The following is a 15,279-nucleotide window of genomic DNA, read 5'->3' on the forward strand; positions in this document are numbered from 1 at the left end:
GTTCTTCCCCTCCACACCACCCGCCCGTCGTGCCAACCTGGCTGAGGTTGCGTTTCCCTGATGTCGAGTCATAACACCGCGCCCGAGCGGGAACCAGCACGGCTACCGTCGTACGTACAAGGCCGACCCGACGTCGAGGGGGCGTACGCGGCATGAGTCTCGGAGACGATCACCAGTCCTCCGGCGGTTACGGCGGTGCCGGCCAGACCCGGACCCGGCTGCCGGAGGACGACGGCGGCCCCCGACGCGGCAGCCGCTCCTCCTCCCGGGGCCTGGTCACCGTGGTCGGCGTCGTCGTCCTCCTCATCGCGGCGATCGCCTTCGCGAACCGTGGAGGGGGTGATTCCGCGTCCTCCGACGACGCGGGGTCGGGCAAGCCGAAGACCTCAGCGACGGCACCGTCCGGAACCCGACCGGTACAGGCGGGCTTCGCCCACGACGAGCAGGGGGCACAGAGCGCGGCGGCGAACTACGCGGTCGCCCTGGGATCTGACGGGATGTTCCACAAGGCGAAGCGTGACCCGATCCTGCAGGCCATCATCGTTCCCGACAGAGTGGCGAACTTCGAGGCCACTCTGGACAAGGCATACAGCCCGAAGTTCAACAAGGCTGTCGGCTTGAACGAGGACGGCTCGACGCCGAAGGGCTACACCTTCGTCTCTCGCACAAGCCCGATCGGAACCAAGGTCACCGAGAGGTCGACCGACAACACGACCGTCGAGGTCTGGTGCAGCGGCCTTCTCGGGCTCGCGGGTCAGAACTCCACGGCCCCGGTCACAAGCAGCTGGTTCACCATCACCATGCAGCTTAAGTGGGTCAACGACGACTGGAAGATCGTGACGCACTCGCAGAAGGACGGCCCAGCGCCGATCCCTGGCGATGACAAGGCATCCAGCGCGGATGAGATGGCCAAGGCCGTCCAGGAGTACGGAGGGTTCACGTATGCCCGCTAATCGCCGCGTACTCGAACTGACCGGCGTCTTCGCAGCCGTACAGACTGCCGCGGTCCTCTTCGCCACCCGCGCCTTCTCTGCCCCTTCTCCGTCGCCGTCGCCGAGCAACGACCCCTGCGATCTGATCCACGGCCCCGCCAAGGACTACTGCGAACGAGGCGAAGGCGGCGCGGCCCGGCGCAGTGGGGGGACCTCCGACACGCTCCCCTCCTCGCTCGACCCCCTCTCCTCCCTCGCCAAGGGCTGCGCCGACGCCGCCGCCTGGACCGTCGACACGCTCAGCGACGCAGTCAAAAGCACCGCAGAGGTCGACTTCACCAACGACACGTTCCTCAAGCAGTACGCCGTGGTCTTCGCGGCCTCCGCGTTCCTGACCCTGGTCCTCTGGCTGCTGGCGGTAGCCAAGCGTGCCGTGCGCGGCGTGCCGCTCACCACCGCGCTCTCCGAGGCCGTCGGGTTCCTCTGGCTCACCGTCCTGGCGTCGGCCTTCACGCCGCTGATCCTGTACACGGTCGTCTCCGCCACCGACGCCGTGAGCGACGTCCTGGCCAAGGGGACCGGGGACCAGACGGACACGTTCTTCGGGACGTTCTCCCAGGCGCTGAAGCAGGGCAACGACATCGGCGGCGGCCCGATCATGCTGATCCTGGTGTCGTTCGTGTCGATCATCGCCGCGGGCGTCCTCTACCTGGAGCTGTATCTGCGGGCCGTCCTGCTCTACGTCGGCGCCCTGCTCGGCGTCGTCGTCTACGCCGGCCTGGTGGACAAGAACCTGTGGGGCCACGTCCGCCGCTGGGCGGGCATCATGATCGCGGTGATCATGGTGAAGCCCGTGATCGTCATCGTGCTGGGCCTCGCGGGCGCGCTGACCACGGAGGAGGGTCCCGACTCCGTCGCCGCCATCGTCTCCGGCCTCGCCATCATCCTGCTCGCGATCTTCGCGTCCGCGATGATCTACCGCTTCGTCCCCGGCTTCGGCGACGAGATCGCCAACGGCCGCAACAACCGGATCATGCAGGGCGCCGAGGGCAAGGCCGCGGCCGTGATCAGCTCGCCGGCCAACCTCGTCGCCCAGGGCATCAGAACCCACAGCGCCCGCAACAACGGCGACGGCGGCGGTCAGTCCACGTCCTCCGCCGCGGCCCGCCCCTCGAACCCCGCCTCCGGGGGAGTCGCCGCGCACAGCTCGCGCCCCTCGAGCGGCGGCGGCGGAAATGTCCCCTCCGCCGCACCCGCACCGCGCTCCGGCAGCCCGGTGAACACGCCCCACGCAAGCAACACCCGCAACACTGGCAACAGCAAGAGCACAGGAGGTGACGGGCGTTGACGACCGAGTCCCACGTGTCCCATGCGGTCACGCCCCGCCGTACGTATCTGATCGGCCGCGCCCGGCCGAACGCGATCGTCGGCCGCAACCGGGAGACCGGCGAGATCGCGCTGATCGTCGCGGGCGCGTTCCTCGGCATGATGTGCGGGCTCCTCGTCCCCGTCCTGACCCTGCGCATCGTGCTGCTCGCCGGCTTCCCGATGCTCGCGCTGGCGGCGGTCTACGTGCCGTACAACCACCGGACGTTCTACCGGTGGTTCGAGATCAACCGCAGCTACAAGCGCACCCTCCGCAGAGGCACCACCTACCGCTCCGGTGCCATCGAGGCCGGTACGCGGATCGACGGCCGGGAGATCGAGGTCGGCCCGCCGCCCGGCATCGGACGCATCTCCTGGCTGGCGGCGCCCTTCGGTCCTGACGAGATCGCCGTACTGCTGCACGCGGACCGCAAGACCGTGACGGCCGCGATCGAGATCGAGGGGCCGGGCGTCGGCCTGCGCGACTCCGAGGACCAGGAAGCCCTAGTCGACCGCTTCGGCACCCTGCTCAAGCACGTGGCCAACGGCGACGGCTTCGTCACCCGCATCCAGATGCTCGCCCGCACCCTCCCGGCCGACCCCGACGCGCACGCCAAGGACGTCGCCCAGCGCGGCGACGACCGGGCGCTGCCGTGGCTGCAGCAGTCGTACGACCAGCTCCAGTCGATGGTGTCCACCAGCAGTGAGCAGCACCGCGCCTACCTGATCGCCTGCATGCACTACAACCGCGACCTGGCCGCCGAGGCGCACGCCATGGCCCGCGCCGCCCGGCCGCAGGGCGGACGCAAGCTGGACCGCGACGCCGGGCTCGCGGTCGTCATGGCGCGCGAGCTGACCGACATCTGCTCCCGCCTCCAGGAAGCCGACATCCGCGTCCGCCAGCCGCTGGGCCAGGGCCGGCTCGCCTCCCTGGTCCACGCCATGTACGACCCGGACCACCCGATCGACCACATCCAGGCGATGACCAAGCGCAACGCCTGGCCGGCCGAGCTGGACGCCATGGAGCCCACCTACCTCCAGGCGAAGACCCGCGAGTCCTCCACCCGCGCCCCCTGGTGCCACGCCACGGCCTGGGTCAAGGAGTGGCCGATGACTCCGGTCGGCGTGAACTTCCTCGCGCCGCTCCTGGTCCACACGCCCGACGTCATCCGTACCGTCGCCGTCACGATGGACCTCGAGCCCACCGAGATCGCCATCGAACGCATGTTGACCGAGAAGACGAACGACGACGCCGAGGCGTCCCGCGCCGCCAAGATGAACCGCACGGTGGACCCCCGCGACATCGCCGCCCACGGCCGTCTCGACCAGCGCGGCGAGGACCTCGCGAGCGGCGCGGCCGGCGTCAACCTGGTCGGCTACATCACCGTCTCCTCCCGCACTCCCGAGGCCCTGGCCCGCGACAAGCGGACGATAAGGGCGTCGGCGGGCAAGTCGTACCTGAAACTGGAGTGGTGCGACCGTGAGCACCATCGCGCCTTCGTGAACACTCTTCCGTTCGCCACCGGCATCCGAAGGTAGGGGCTGAGCCTGATGCGGGACCCGCTGTCCGTCCTCACCGACGCCTTCACGTCCTTCCTGTTCGGGAAGGTGGAGACGACCCGCCTCCCCGTCCGCACGTCCACCGGCCAGGCCCAGGCCGTCTACCTGCCGACGGCCGCCCCGGGCCTCGGCGACTCCGGCGTGATCATCGGCCGCGAGGTGTACTCCGGCAAGGGCTACATCTACGACCCCTTCCAGCTCTACGGCCAGCAGCTCCCCGCCCCGCACTGGCTGGTGCTCGGCGAGTCGGGCAACGGCAAGTCGGCGCTCGAGAAGACGTACGTCCTGCGCCAGCTGCGCTTCCGCGACCGCCAGGTCGTCGTCCTGGACGCCCAGGGCGAGGACGGCGTCGGCGAGTGGAACCTCATCGCCGAGGAGCTGGGCATAACCCCCATCCGCCTCGACCCGATGGCCGCACTGGACCACGGCATCCGCCTCAACCCCCTCGACCCGGCGATCACGACGACGGGCCAGCTGGCGCTGCTCCGCACGATCATCGAGGTCGCCATGGGCCACGGCCTGGACGAACGCTCCGGCTTCGCCCTCAAGGTCGCGCACGCCTACGTCAACGAGACCATCGTCGAACGCCAGCCGGTCCTCACCGACATCGTCGAGCGGCTCCGCCACCCCGAGCCGGAGTCCGCTGAGGCGATGAACGTCGCCATAGACGACGTACGGGCCTGGGGTCTGGACGTGGCCCTCGTCCTGGACCGGCTCGTCGACGGTGACCTGCGCGGCATGTTCGACGGCCCGACGACCGTCGGCATCGACCTCGACGCGCCCCTCATCGTCTTCGACCTCTCCCACATCGACCGCAACTCCATCGCGATGCCCATCCTCATGGCCATCGTCGGTGTCTGGCTGGAGCACACCTGGATCCGGCCGGACCGGAAGAAGCGCATCTTCCTGGTCGAGGAGGCCTGGCACATCATCAACAGCCCGTTCGTGGCGCAGCTGTTCCAGCGGCTGCTGAAGTTCGGGCGCCGGCTGGGCCTGTCGTTCGTGGCGGTGGTGCACCATCTGTCCGACGTCGTCGACGGGGCGGCGGCCAGAGAGGCCGCGGCCATCCTCAAGATGGCCTCCACCCGCACCATCTACGCCCAGAAGGCCGACGAGGCACGGGCCACCGGGCGGGTCCTCGGCCTGCCGCGCTGGGCGGTGGAGATCATCCCCTCCCTCACCCCCGGTATCGCGGTGTGGGACGTCAACGGCAACGTCCAGGTGGTCAAGCACCTGATCACCGAGACCGAACGCCCGCTGGTCTTCACCGACCGCGCGATGACCGAGTCCTCCGCCGACCATCTGACTGACGACGCCCTGCGCGCCGCGGAGCTGGAGGCCGAGGAGCGGGCGGCGGCCTTCATGGAACAGCACATCGGCGACTCGTCGGAATCGACGGTGGCGTAGGACGCCGGGAGGGGGCCGGGGGCATGGCAGCCGCGGGAGAGGCCGGACGCGTGAGAGACGGAGAGGCACCGGACGCATGACACCGGACGACCGCCGCGGTCAGCGGCCGGCCCAGGGCGGCATTCCCGACGGCCTGTTGATCGGGATACTGGCCTTCCTCCTCGGCATGACCCTGCTGGTGTGGACGGCGACGGGCCTGTCCGGCCTGTTCGCCCACGGCTCCTGGCCCGCCGGTGTCGGCTTCGGCGGCACTCCGCAGGCCATGCGCCACCTGATCGCCGAGCCCCACGACATCCCGGGCGCCTGGCCGGACAGCCCCGAGACGGCATTCTCCGGGTACGGACTGTTCTGGGGGCTGTTCATCGGCCAGCTGATGGTGCTGGTGGTGCTGGTGGTGTTCGTGATGGGCACGGTGGCACGGTGGCGGGCGGTACGGCAGCGGCGGCGCGAGGAACCGACGCCCACCCCGCGTGAGACGCCACGGGGGACCCCGGTGCCGCCGGAAGCACCGGTCCGCGCGACGCCGGGCCAGGACGTGCCGGTGCACGAGGTACCGGTGCACGAGGTACCGGTGCACGTGGCGCCAGTACAGGAGGCACCAGTACACGAGGCGCCGGCACACGAGGCACCGGTGCACGAGGTGCCCACTCCCCGGGCGCCGCGGCGGAACCCGGCTCCGGAAACCGAGCCCTCAGCCTCTGTGACCACCGACAAACGGGTGAGCGGGTGGGAAACACACCGCACCGAAGGCACGGTGCACTACGGCCCCCGGGACAGCCGCCACTCAACAGCCGTCCAAACCCTGCGGGACGCAGAAGGCGCCGCCCTGGTCATCACCTCCGACCCCGCCCTCTGGTCCGAGACCAAGGACGCCCGCGCCAAACTCGGCCCCACCCACCTCTACGACCCGAACCACCTCTGCGACACCCCCGCCCGCTTCCACTGGTCCCCCACCGCGGGCTGCGAGGACAGGCACACGGCCACCACCCGAGCCGCCGCCCTCCTCACGCCGGTCCGCCCCACCGCCCGCATCGACCAGGCGCTCGCCGACACCGCCGAGCTACTGCTGCGCAGCTACCTGCACGCCGCCGCCATCGACGGCCGCACCGTCCGCCACGTGCACCGCTGGTCCCAGGGCCTCCAGGTCCAGGACGCCGTACGCATCCTGCGCACCCACCCCAAAGCGGCCCCCGGTTCCGCGGGCGAGCTCGAAGGATCCCTCACCGCCCACCCCGAGCGCCGGGACATGGCCCAGCAGCTGACCGCACGGGCCCTCGCCGCGCTGTCCACGGTCAATATCCGCGAGGCGTGCACTCCCAACCGAACTGATGCCCTCGCCTTGGATTCCTTCGTCCACGAACAGGGCACCCTTTACGTGGTGGGTGAATCAATCGAGGATCCCCGCACGAGCCCGGGCGCGATGCCGCTGCTGACGGCGCTCGTCTCCAGCGTGGTCGAGCGCGGCCGGCGCATGGCCGAACGGTCATCCTCCGGTCGCCTCGACCCACCAATGACGCTCGTCCTGGACGACGTCGCGGCCGTGGCCCCGCTCCCCCAGCTCCCCGAGCTGCTGGCCGGCGGCACGGATCTGGGCATGCCGACCCTGGCGCTGCTCCGCTCCCGCGAACAGGGCAGGACCCGCTGGCCCCACGACGAACTCCCGGTCTGACACGACCCCGGCCGTGCCGGTTCGGCGCTAGCGTTCGAGGACGTACTCCACCTCGTGGTCGCCGGGCCCGCCCACCAACGGCACCGTCCTCCCGCTCGGCGCGAACCCGGCCTTGCGGTAGGCGCCCTGCGCCCGCCCGTTGTCCGGATGCACGATGAGCCGCATCCGCGTCACACCGTTCGCCCGGGCCCACTCGAGCCCGGCGTCGAACAGTGCCTTGGTCAGCCCGCTCCCCCGCCACTCGGACCGTACGAACACCCCGACGACGTGTCCCTGCCGCCGTTCCACCGGGAACCCGGCCCAGTCCGTCGTCCCGGCCTCCTCCATCAGCACCGTCAGCGTGCCGAGCCACAGCCCGCCGGGCCCCTCGGCGACGATCTGCCGCGCCCCGGAGGCACCCTCGGCGCCACCGGCCGCCCGCTCCTGCCAGAACGCGTCGGGACGCGCGGCGGCGTCGTCGTACGTCTCCAGGTAGGCGAGGTCCGCGACCGGATCCCGCAGCGCACGCAGCCGCAGCTCCTTCACCGCGGGCCACTCGTCGGCGCGTATGGAGCGGATCACGTAGTCACCGGGGACCGAGGCACTCATGCCGGCCACCGTAATACCCGGGTACTACGCCCCTCACCTGATATACGCCCCCCGGAAGGACGCCCGCCGCTCCGGGACCCCCGACCATGGTCGGATGGACCACGTGGACCCCGCGCAGCCCGTCCCGGAACACCGGGCGGCCGAGCCCCTCACCGAGTACGTCCAGCGCGTCAACCGCCGGGTCCGTGCCTTCGACCGCCGCCGTCCCCTCGTCTGGGACCTGCACCTCACCGGCTTCTGGGTCCTGGCCGCCCTGGTCGACGCCTCCGGCGGCTGGCGCAACGTCGCCCACGAACGCGGCGTCCCCGTCGGCCTCGTCGTCGCCCTCAGCCTCGCCCTCTCCGTCCCGCTCCTGTGGCGCCGCAGTCATCCCCGGGTCGCCCTTCTCGTCACGCTGCCCGCCGCGCTGGTGAGCGCCTGGTCGGGCGCCGCGCTCCAGGCGGCCCTGCTCGAGCTGCTCCTCGTCCACCACATCGCCCTGCGCAGGCCGCTGCGCGACCTCTGGTGGGTGGCGGCCCTGGTGACCGTCCCGACCTGTGTCGCGGTCGCCCGCTACGGGGACGGCGCGGGCTCCTGGAACCAGCAGCTCGGCTCGCAGCTCCTCTCCCTCTGCGTGGCCGCCCTCATCGGCGTCACCGTCCGCGCCCGACGCGACCACACCGCGGTCCTCGAGGAGCGCGCCCGGCGCCTGGAAACCGAACGGGACCAGCAGGTCCGGCTCGCCGCCGCCGCGGAACGCGCGCGCATAGCGCGGGAGATGCACGACATCATCGGTCACAACCTCTCCGTCATCACCGGCCTCGCCGACGGCGGCCGGTACGCCGCCGCGAAGTCCCCCGACCGCGCCACCCAGGCCCTCGACGCCATCAGCACCACCAGTCGCCAGGCCCTCGGCGAACTCCGCCGCCTCCTGGACGTCCTGCGCGACGACGACCCGGACGGCACCCGCGCGGCTCCCGAACTGGCCCCGCAGCCCGCCCTCACCGATCTGGACCACCTGCTCGAAGGCGTCCGGAAGGCCGGCCTGCCCGTCCGCACGACTGTCCAGGGCGACGCCGCGCTCCCCGAGGGTCGTCAACTCACCCTCTACCGGGTCATCCAGGAAGCCCTCACCAACACCCTCAAGCACGCCGGCCCCGACGCCACCGCCCACATCGACCTCTCCTACGAGGCGGGCGGCGCCGTCACCCTTACCGTCACCGACACGGGCCGTGGGACACCGCTGCCGTCCCCCGCCCTGTCCGGCGGCCGCGGTGTGCCGGGGATGCGTGAGCGAACCTCCCTGTACGGGGGCACACTTGAGGCCGGCCCGCGTCCGGCCCCCGAGCAGGGCTGGCGCGTTCACCTGCACCTACCGGAGGAATCCCCGCAGTGACCACCGTCCTCATAGCCGACGACCATTCCCTCCAGCGCCTCGGCTTCCGGATGCTCCTGGAGAGCCAGGACGACATGACGGTCGTGGGCGAGGCCACCAACGGTGCCGAAGCCACCCGGATGACGGCCGAGCTCCGTCCCGACGTCGTCCTCATGGACGTCCGCATGCCCGGCCTGGACGGCATCGAGGCGACCCGCCGTATCGTCGCGGACGGCGGCCGCACCCGTGTCCTCATCCTCACGACCTTCGACCTCGACGAGTACGCCTACTCCGGTCTCCGCGCGGGTGCCTCCGGCTTCCTCGTCAAGGACGCCCAGCCGGAGGAGCTCCTGTCCGGCATCCGCGCGGTGGCCACGGGCGACGCGGTCGTCGCCCCGGGCCTGACCCGCCGCCTCCTCGACGCGTACGTCCACCATCTGCCGGCCGCCAGCGCACCGGACCACGCGTCCGGGTCCCCCGATCCGCGCCTGACCCCACTCACCGAACGCGAAACCGAAATCCTGCGCGTCATGGGCCAGGGCTGGACCAACACGGAGATAGCTGAGCGCCTCCACCTCGCCGAGTCCACGGTGAAAACACACGTGGGCCGCATCCTGGCGAAGACGGGCTCGAGGGACCGCGTCCAGGCGGTCATCCTGGCCTATGAAACAAAGCTGGTGGGCTAGAAACCGGGGGTAGAACGCAGAAAACCCCGCACCGTTCCCGGTGCGGGGTCTTCTCGCAATGATTGTTCGGCGGCGTCCTACTCTCCCACAGGGTCCCCCCTGCAGTACCATCGGCGCTGTAAGGCTTAGCTTCCGGGTTCGAAATGTAACCGGGCGTTTCCCCTACGCTATGACCACCGAAACACTATGAAACATACAACCGCACCACGCTGTGGACGTGGGGTTGTTCGTGGTTTCAGAACCAACACAGTGGACGCGAGCAACTGAGGACAAGCCCTCGGCCTATTAGTACCGGTCACCTCCACACCTCACGGTGCTTCCAGATCCGGCCTATCAACCCAGTCGTCTACTGGGAGCCTTAACCCCTCAAGGGGGTGGGAGTCCTCATCTCGAAGCAGGCTTCCCGCTTAGATGCTTTCAGCGGTTATCCCTCCCGAACGTAGCCAACCAGCCATGCCCTTGGCAGGACAACTGGCACACCAGAGGTTCGTCCGTCCCGGTCCTCTCGTACTAGGGACAGCCCTTCTCAAGACTCCTACGCGCACAGCGGATAGGGACCGAACTGTCTCACGACGTTCTAAACCCAGCTCGCGTACCGCTTTAATGGGCGAACAGCCCAACCCTTGGGACCGACTCCAGCCCCAGGATGCGACGAGCCGACATCGAGGTGCCAAACCATCCCGTCGATATGGACTCTTGGGGAAGATCAGCCTGTTATCCCCGGGGTACCTTTTATCCGTTGAGCGACGGCGCTTCCACAAGCCACCGCCGGATCACTAGTCCCGACTTTCGTCCCTGCTCGACCCGTCGGTCTCACAGTCAAGCTCCCTTGTGCACTTACACTCAACACCTGATTGCCAACCAGGCTGAGGGAACCTTTGGGCGCCTCCGTTACTCTTTAGGAGGCAACCGCCCCAGTTAAACTACCCATCAGACACTGTCCCTGATCCGGATCACGGACCCAGGTTAGACATCCAGCACGACCAGACTGGTATTTCAACGACGACTCCACCCACACTGGCGTGCGAGCTTCAAAGTCTCCCAGCTATCCTACACAAGCCGAACCGAACACCAATATCAAACTGTAGTAAAGGTCCCGGGGTCTTTCCGTCCTGCTGCGCGAAACGAGCATCTTTACTCGTAGTGCAATTTCACCGGGCCTATGGTTGAGACAGTCGAGAAGTCGTTACGCCATTCGTGCAGGTCGGAACTTACCCGACAAGGAATTTCGCTACCTTAGGATGGTTATAGTTACCACCGCCGTTTACTGGCGCTTAAGTTCTCAGCTTCGCCACACCGAAATGTGACTAACCGGTCCCCTTAACGTTCCAGCACCGGGCAGGCGTCAGTCCGTATACATCGCCTTACGGCTTCGCACGGACCTGTGTTTTTAGTAAACAGTCGCTTCTCGCTGGTCTCTGCGGCCACCCCCAGCTCAGAGTGTAAAACTCGTCACCAGGTGTGGCCCCCCTTCTCCCGAAGTTACGGGGGCATTTTGCCGAGTTCCTTAACCATAGTTCACCCGAACGCCTCGGTATTCTCTACCTGACCACCTGAGTCGGTTTAGGGTACGGGCCGCCATGAAACTCGCTAGAGGCTTTTCTCGACAGCATAGGATCATCCACTTCACCACAATCGGCTCGGCATCAGGTCTCAGCCACATGTACGACGGATTTACCTATCGCACGGCCTACACCCTTACCCCGGGACAACCACCGCCCGGGATGGACTACCTTCCTGCGTCACCCCATCACTCACCTACTAACCGCTTGGTTCGGCGGCTCCACCACTCCCCTCAACTCCGAAGAGATCAGGGCGGCTTCACGGCCTTAGCATCACGATGCTCGATGTTTGACGCTTCACAGCGGGTACCGGAATATCAACCGGTTATCCATCGACTACGCCTGTCGGCCTCGCCTTAGGTCCCGACTTACCCTGGGCAGATCAGCTTGACCCAGGAACCCTTAGTCAATCGGCGCAAACGTTTCTCACGTTTGTATCGCTACTCATGCCTGCATTCTCACTCGTGAACCGTCCACAACTCGCTTCCGCGGCTGCTTCACCCGGCACACGACGCTCCCCTACCCATCCATACAGGCGTTGGCCCTGTTGTATGAATGACACGACTTCGGCGGTACGCTTGAGCCCCGCTACATTGTCGGCGCGGAATCACTAGACCAGTGAGCTATTACGCACTCTTTCAAGGGTGGCTGCTTCTAAGCCAACCTCCTGGTTGTCTGTGCGACTCCACATCCTTTCCCACTTAGCGTACGCTTAGGGGCCTTAGTCGATGCTCTGGGCTGTTTCCCTCTCGACCATGGAGCTTATCCCCCACAGTCTCACTGCCGCGCTCTCACTTACCGGCATTCGGAGTTTGGCTAAGGTCAGTAACCCGGTAGGGCCCATCGCCTATCCAGTGCTCTACCTCCGGCAAGAAACACACGACGCTGCACCTAAATGCATTTCGGGGAGAACCAGCTATCACGGAGTTTGATTGGCCTTTCACCCCTAACCACAGGTCATCCCCCAGGTTTTCAACCCTGGTGGGTTCGGTCCTCCACGACCTCTTACAGCCGCTTCAACCTGCCCATGGCTAGATCACTCCGCTTCGGGTCTTGAGCGTGCTACTGAAACGCCCTGTTCGGACTCGCTTTCGCTACGGCTTCCCCACCCGGGTTAACCTCGCAACACACCGCAAACTCGCAGGCTCATTCTTCAAAAGGCACGCAGTCACGAGATACGTGCAAGCACGTATCCGACGCTCCCACGGCTTGTAGGCACACGGTTTCAGGTACTATTTCACTCCGCTCCCGCGGTACTTTTCACCATTCCCTCACGGTACTATCCGCTATCGGTCACCAGGGAATATTTAGGCTTAGCGGGTGGTCCCGCCAGATTCACACGGGATTTCTCGGGCCCCGTGCTACTTGGGTGTCTCTCAAACGAGCCGCTAATGTTTCGACTACGGGGTCTTACCCTCTACGCCGGACCTTTCGCATGTCCTTCGCCTACATCAACGGTTTCTGACTCGTCCTGTTGCCGGCAGACAACAGAAGAGAGATCCCACAACCCCGCACACGCAACCCCTGCCGGGTCTCACACGTATACGGTTTGGCCTCATCCGGTTTCGCTCGCCACTACTCCCGGAATCACGGTTGTTTTCTCTTCCTGCGGGTACTGAGATGTTTCACTTCCCCGCGTTCCCTCCACTTGCCCTATGTGTTCAGGCAAGGGTGACAGCCCATGACGACTGCCGGGTTTCCCCATTCGGACACCCCCGGATCACAGCCTGGTTGACGACTCCCCGGGGCCTATCGTGGCCTCCCACGTCCTTCATCGGTTCCTGGTGCCAAGGCATCCACCGTGCGCCCTTAAAAACTTGGCCACAGATGCTCGCGTCCACTGTGCAGTTCTCAAACAACGACCAACCACCCGTCACAACCCGCTTCCGCAGATTTTTACCGGGGCCGGCAACTGAAGGAAGATCATTCCCTCAGACACCCAACAGCGTGCCCGACACGTTCAGTCAAGACCCTGCGTTCCACGCCGAAGCAGTACTAGCAGTCCTCATCCCGATCGTGCCGAATAGTCAACGTTCCACCCATGAGCAACCAGTGCGAGACATTCGCCCGCATACTGGCCTCTGACCAGCCCGAAGACCGGTAAGAAATGCTCCTTAGAAAGGAGGTGATCCAGCCGCACCTTCCGGTACGGCTACCTTGTTACGACTTCGTCCCAATCGCCAGTCCCACCTTCGACAGCTCCCTCCCACAAGGGGTTGGGCCACCGGCTTCGGGTGTTACCGACTTTCGTGACGTGACGGGCGGTGTGTACAAGGCCCGGGAACGTATTCACCGCAGCAATGCTGATCTGCGATTACTAGCGACTCCGACTTCATGGGGTCGAGTTGCAGACCCCAATCCGAACTGAGACCGGCTTTTTGAGATTCGCTCCACCTTGCGGTATCGCAGCTCATTGTACCGGCCATTGTAGCACGTGTGCAGCCCAAGACATAAGGGGCATGATGACTTGACGTCGTCCCCACCTTCCTCCGAGTTGACCCCGGCGGTCTCCCGTGAGTCCCCAACACCCCGAAGGGCTTGCTGGCAACACGGGACAAGGGTTGCGCTCGTTGCGGGACTTAACCCAACATCTCACGACACGAGCTGACGACAGCCATGCACCACCTGTACACCGACCACAAGGGGGGCACCATCTCTGATGCTTTCCGGTGTATGTCAAGCCTTGGTAAGGTTCTTCGCGTTGCGTCGAATTAAGCCACATGCTCCGCCGCTTGTGCGGGCCCCCGTCAATTCCTTTGAGTTTTAGCCTTGCGGCCGTACTCCCCAGGCGGGGCACTTAATGCGTTAGCTGCGGCACGGACAACGTGGAATGTTGCCCACACCTAGTGCCCACCGTTTACGGCGTGGACTACCAGGGTATCTAATCCTGTTCGCTCCCCACGCTTTCGCTCCTCAGCGTCAGTATCGGCCCAGAGATCCGCCTTCGCCACCGGTGTTCCTCCTGATATCTGCGCATTTCACCGCTACACCAGGAATTCCGATCTCCCCTACCGAACTCTAGCCTGCCCGTATCGACTGCAGACCCGGGGTTAAGCCCCGGGCTTTCACAACCGACGTGACAAGCCGCCTACGAGCTCTTTACGCCCAATAATTCCGGACAACGCTTGCGCCCTACGTATTACCGCGGCTGCTGGCACGTAGTTAGCCGGCGCTTCTTCTGCAGGTACCGTCACTTTCGCTTCTTCCCTGCTGAAAGAGGTTTACAACCCGAAGGCCGTCATCCCTCACGCGGCGTCGCTGCATCAGGCTTTCGCCCATTGTGCAATATTCCCCACTGCTGCCTCCCGTAGGAGTCTGGGCCGTGTCTCAGTCCCAGTGTGGCCGGTCGCCCTCTCAGGCCGGCTACCCGTCGTCGCCTTGGTGAGCCATTACCTCACCAACAAGCTGATAGGCCGCGGGCTCATCCTGCACCGCCGGAGCTTTCGAACCTCGCAGATGCCCGCGAGGATCAGTATCCGGTATTAGACCCCGTTTCCAGGGCTTGTCCCAGAGTGCAGGGCAGATTGCCCACGTGTTACTCACCCGTTCGCCACTAATCCCCACCGAAGTGGTTCATCGTTCGACTTGCATGTGTTAAGCACGCCGCCAGCGTTCGTCCTGAGCCAGGATCAAACTCTCCGTGAATGTTTACCCGTGATCGGGTGACACCACGAGAGCGGAACAGTCGGAGGAATAATCCGACCGTTCACAGCGTCCTCGCTGTGTGTTACTTCAAAGGAACCTCGTCCCAGCCGAATGGCCGGAAACGGGGTATCAACATATCTGGCGTTGACTTTTGGCACGCTGTTGAGTTCTCAAGGAACGGACGCTTCCTTTGTACTCACCCTCTCGGGCTTTCCTCCGGGCGCTTCCCTTCGGTCTTGCGTTTCCGACTCTATCAGATCTTTCCGATCCGATTTCCTCGGTGCTTTCCAGGTTCTCGCTTTCGCGTTTCCCTTTCCGGCGGTTCCGACTCTATCAGATCCTTTCGGGCCCTGATTCCCCGTCAGAAGGGGTTGTCTTCTCGGCTGTTGGGCCGTTCCGACGTCTCAAACCTTAGCGGACCCTCTCGGCGATTCCCAATCGGGGTCGATCGGGGCGACGAGACCGAGCGGAATTGAATTCGGACATGCCGAAGACATTCCCACTGGGAGGT

The 15,279-nt window shown here is 65.9% G+C and carries 8 protein-coding genes and 3 rRNA genes; 7 read left to right on the forward strand and 4 right to left on the reverse strand.

Annotation, left to right across the window (positions count from 1 at the left end; genetic code table 11):
- Positions 1 to 152: 152 nt before the first annotated feature.
- The 5 genes from BJ961_RS34690 to BJ961_RS34710 all read left to right on the forward strand — a co-directional run bounded on the left by BJ961_RS34690 (position 153) and on the right by BJ961_RS34710 (position 6,933).
- Positions 153 to 953: a hypothetical protein gene (locus tag BJ961_RS34690; RefSeq protein WP_271416724.1), complete on the forward strand. Its 801-nt coding sequence runs from the start codon at positions 153 to 155 to the stop codon at positions 951 to 953.
- Positions 943 to 2,280 (forward strand): hypothetical protein, encoded by a 1,338-nt coding sequence (locus tag BJ961_RS34695; protein ID WP_271416725.1) that lies wholly within the window; start codon positions 943 to 945, stop codon positions 2,278 to 2,280. The genes BJ961_RS34690 and BJ961_RS34695 overlap by 11 nt, the downstream gene beginning before the upstream one ends.
- On the forward strand, positions 2,277 to 3,836 hold the full coding sequence (locus BJ961_RS34700; protein WP_271416726.1) for an SCO6880 family protein: 1,560 nt from the start codon (positions 2,277 to 2,279) through the stop codon (positions 3,834 to 3,836). The genes BJ961_RS34695 and BJ961_RS34700 overlap by 4 nt, the downstream gene beginning before the upstream one ends.
- 12 nt (positions 3,837 to 3,848) lie before the next feature.
- On the forward strand, positions 3,849 to 5,264 hold the full coding sequence (locus tag BJ961_RS34705; protein ID WP_271416727.1) for an ATP-binding protein: 1,416 nt from the start codon (positions 3,849 to 3,851) through the stop codon (positions 5,262 to 5,264).
- Positions 5,265 to 5,340: 76 nt separating this feature from the next.
- Positions 5,341 to 6,933 carry a P-loop NTPase family protein gene (locus BJ961_RS34710; protein WP_271416728.1) on the forward strand — a complete coding sequence of 531 codons (1,593 nt, stop codon included), beginning with the start codon at positions 5,341 to 5,343 and terminating at the stop codon, positions 6,931 to 6,933.
- A 27-nt stretch (positions 6,934 to 6,960) separates the two neighbouring features.
- Here the strand turns inward: BJ961_RS34710 and BJ961_RS34715 are convergent, their stop codons facing one another.
- Positions 6,961 to 7,521 (reverse strand): GNAT family N-acetyltransferase, encoded by a 561-nt coding sequence (locus BJ961_RS34715; RefSeq protein WP_271416729.1) that lies wholly within the window; start codon positions 7,519 to 7,521, stop codon positions 6,961 to 6,963.
- 94 nt (positions 7,522 to 7,615) lie between these two features.
- Between BJ961_RS34715 and BJ961_RS34720 the strand changes: the two genes are divergently transcribed.
- Both BJ961_RS34720 and BJ961_RS34725 read left to right on the forward strand, forming a co-directional pair.
- Positions 7,616 to 8,896, forward strand: a complete 1,281-nt coding sequence (locus BJ961_RS34720; protein ID WP_271416730.1) for a sensor histidine kinase — start codon at positions 7,616 to 7,618, stop codon at positions 8,894 to 8,896.
- Entirely contained in the window at positions 8,893 to 9,561 is a 669-nt protein-coding gene (locus tag BJ961_RS34725) for a response regulator (protein ID WP_271416731.1), read from the forward strand. Before BJ961_RS34720 ends, BJ961_RS34725 begins: the two co-directional genes overlap by 4 nt.
- Positions 9,562 to 9,625: 64 nt before the next feature.
- Here BJ961_RS34725 and rrf read toward each other — a convergent pair.
- The 3 genes from rrf to BJ961_RS34740 form a co-directional block, all read right to left on the reverse strand.
- Positions 9,626 to 9,742: ribosomal RNA gene (gene rrf, locus BJ961_RS34730) — 5S ribosomal RNA — on the reverse strand.
- Positions 9,743 to 9,826: 84 nt separating this feature from the next.
- Positions 9,827 to 12,946: ribosomal RNA gene (locus BJ961_RS34735) — 23S ribosomal RNA — on the reverse strand.
- A 295-nt stretch (positions 12,947 to 13,241) separates the two neighbouring features.
- Positions 13,242 to 14,768, reverse strand: a 16S ribosomal RNA gene (locus BJ961_RS34740).
- The 16S, 23S and 5S rRNA genes sit together here, the layout of an rRNA operon.
- Between the last annotated feature and the right edge of the window lie 511 nt (positions 14,769 to 15,279).

Origin of the sequence: Streptomyces lienomycini (assembly GCF_027947595.1) — a bacterium.
Lineage (GTDB): Bacteria > Actinomycetota > Actinomycetes > Streptomycetales > Streptomycetaceae > Streptomyces > Streptomyces lienomycini.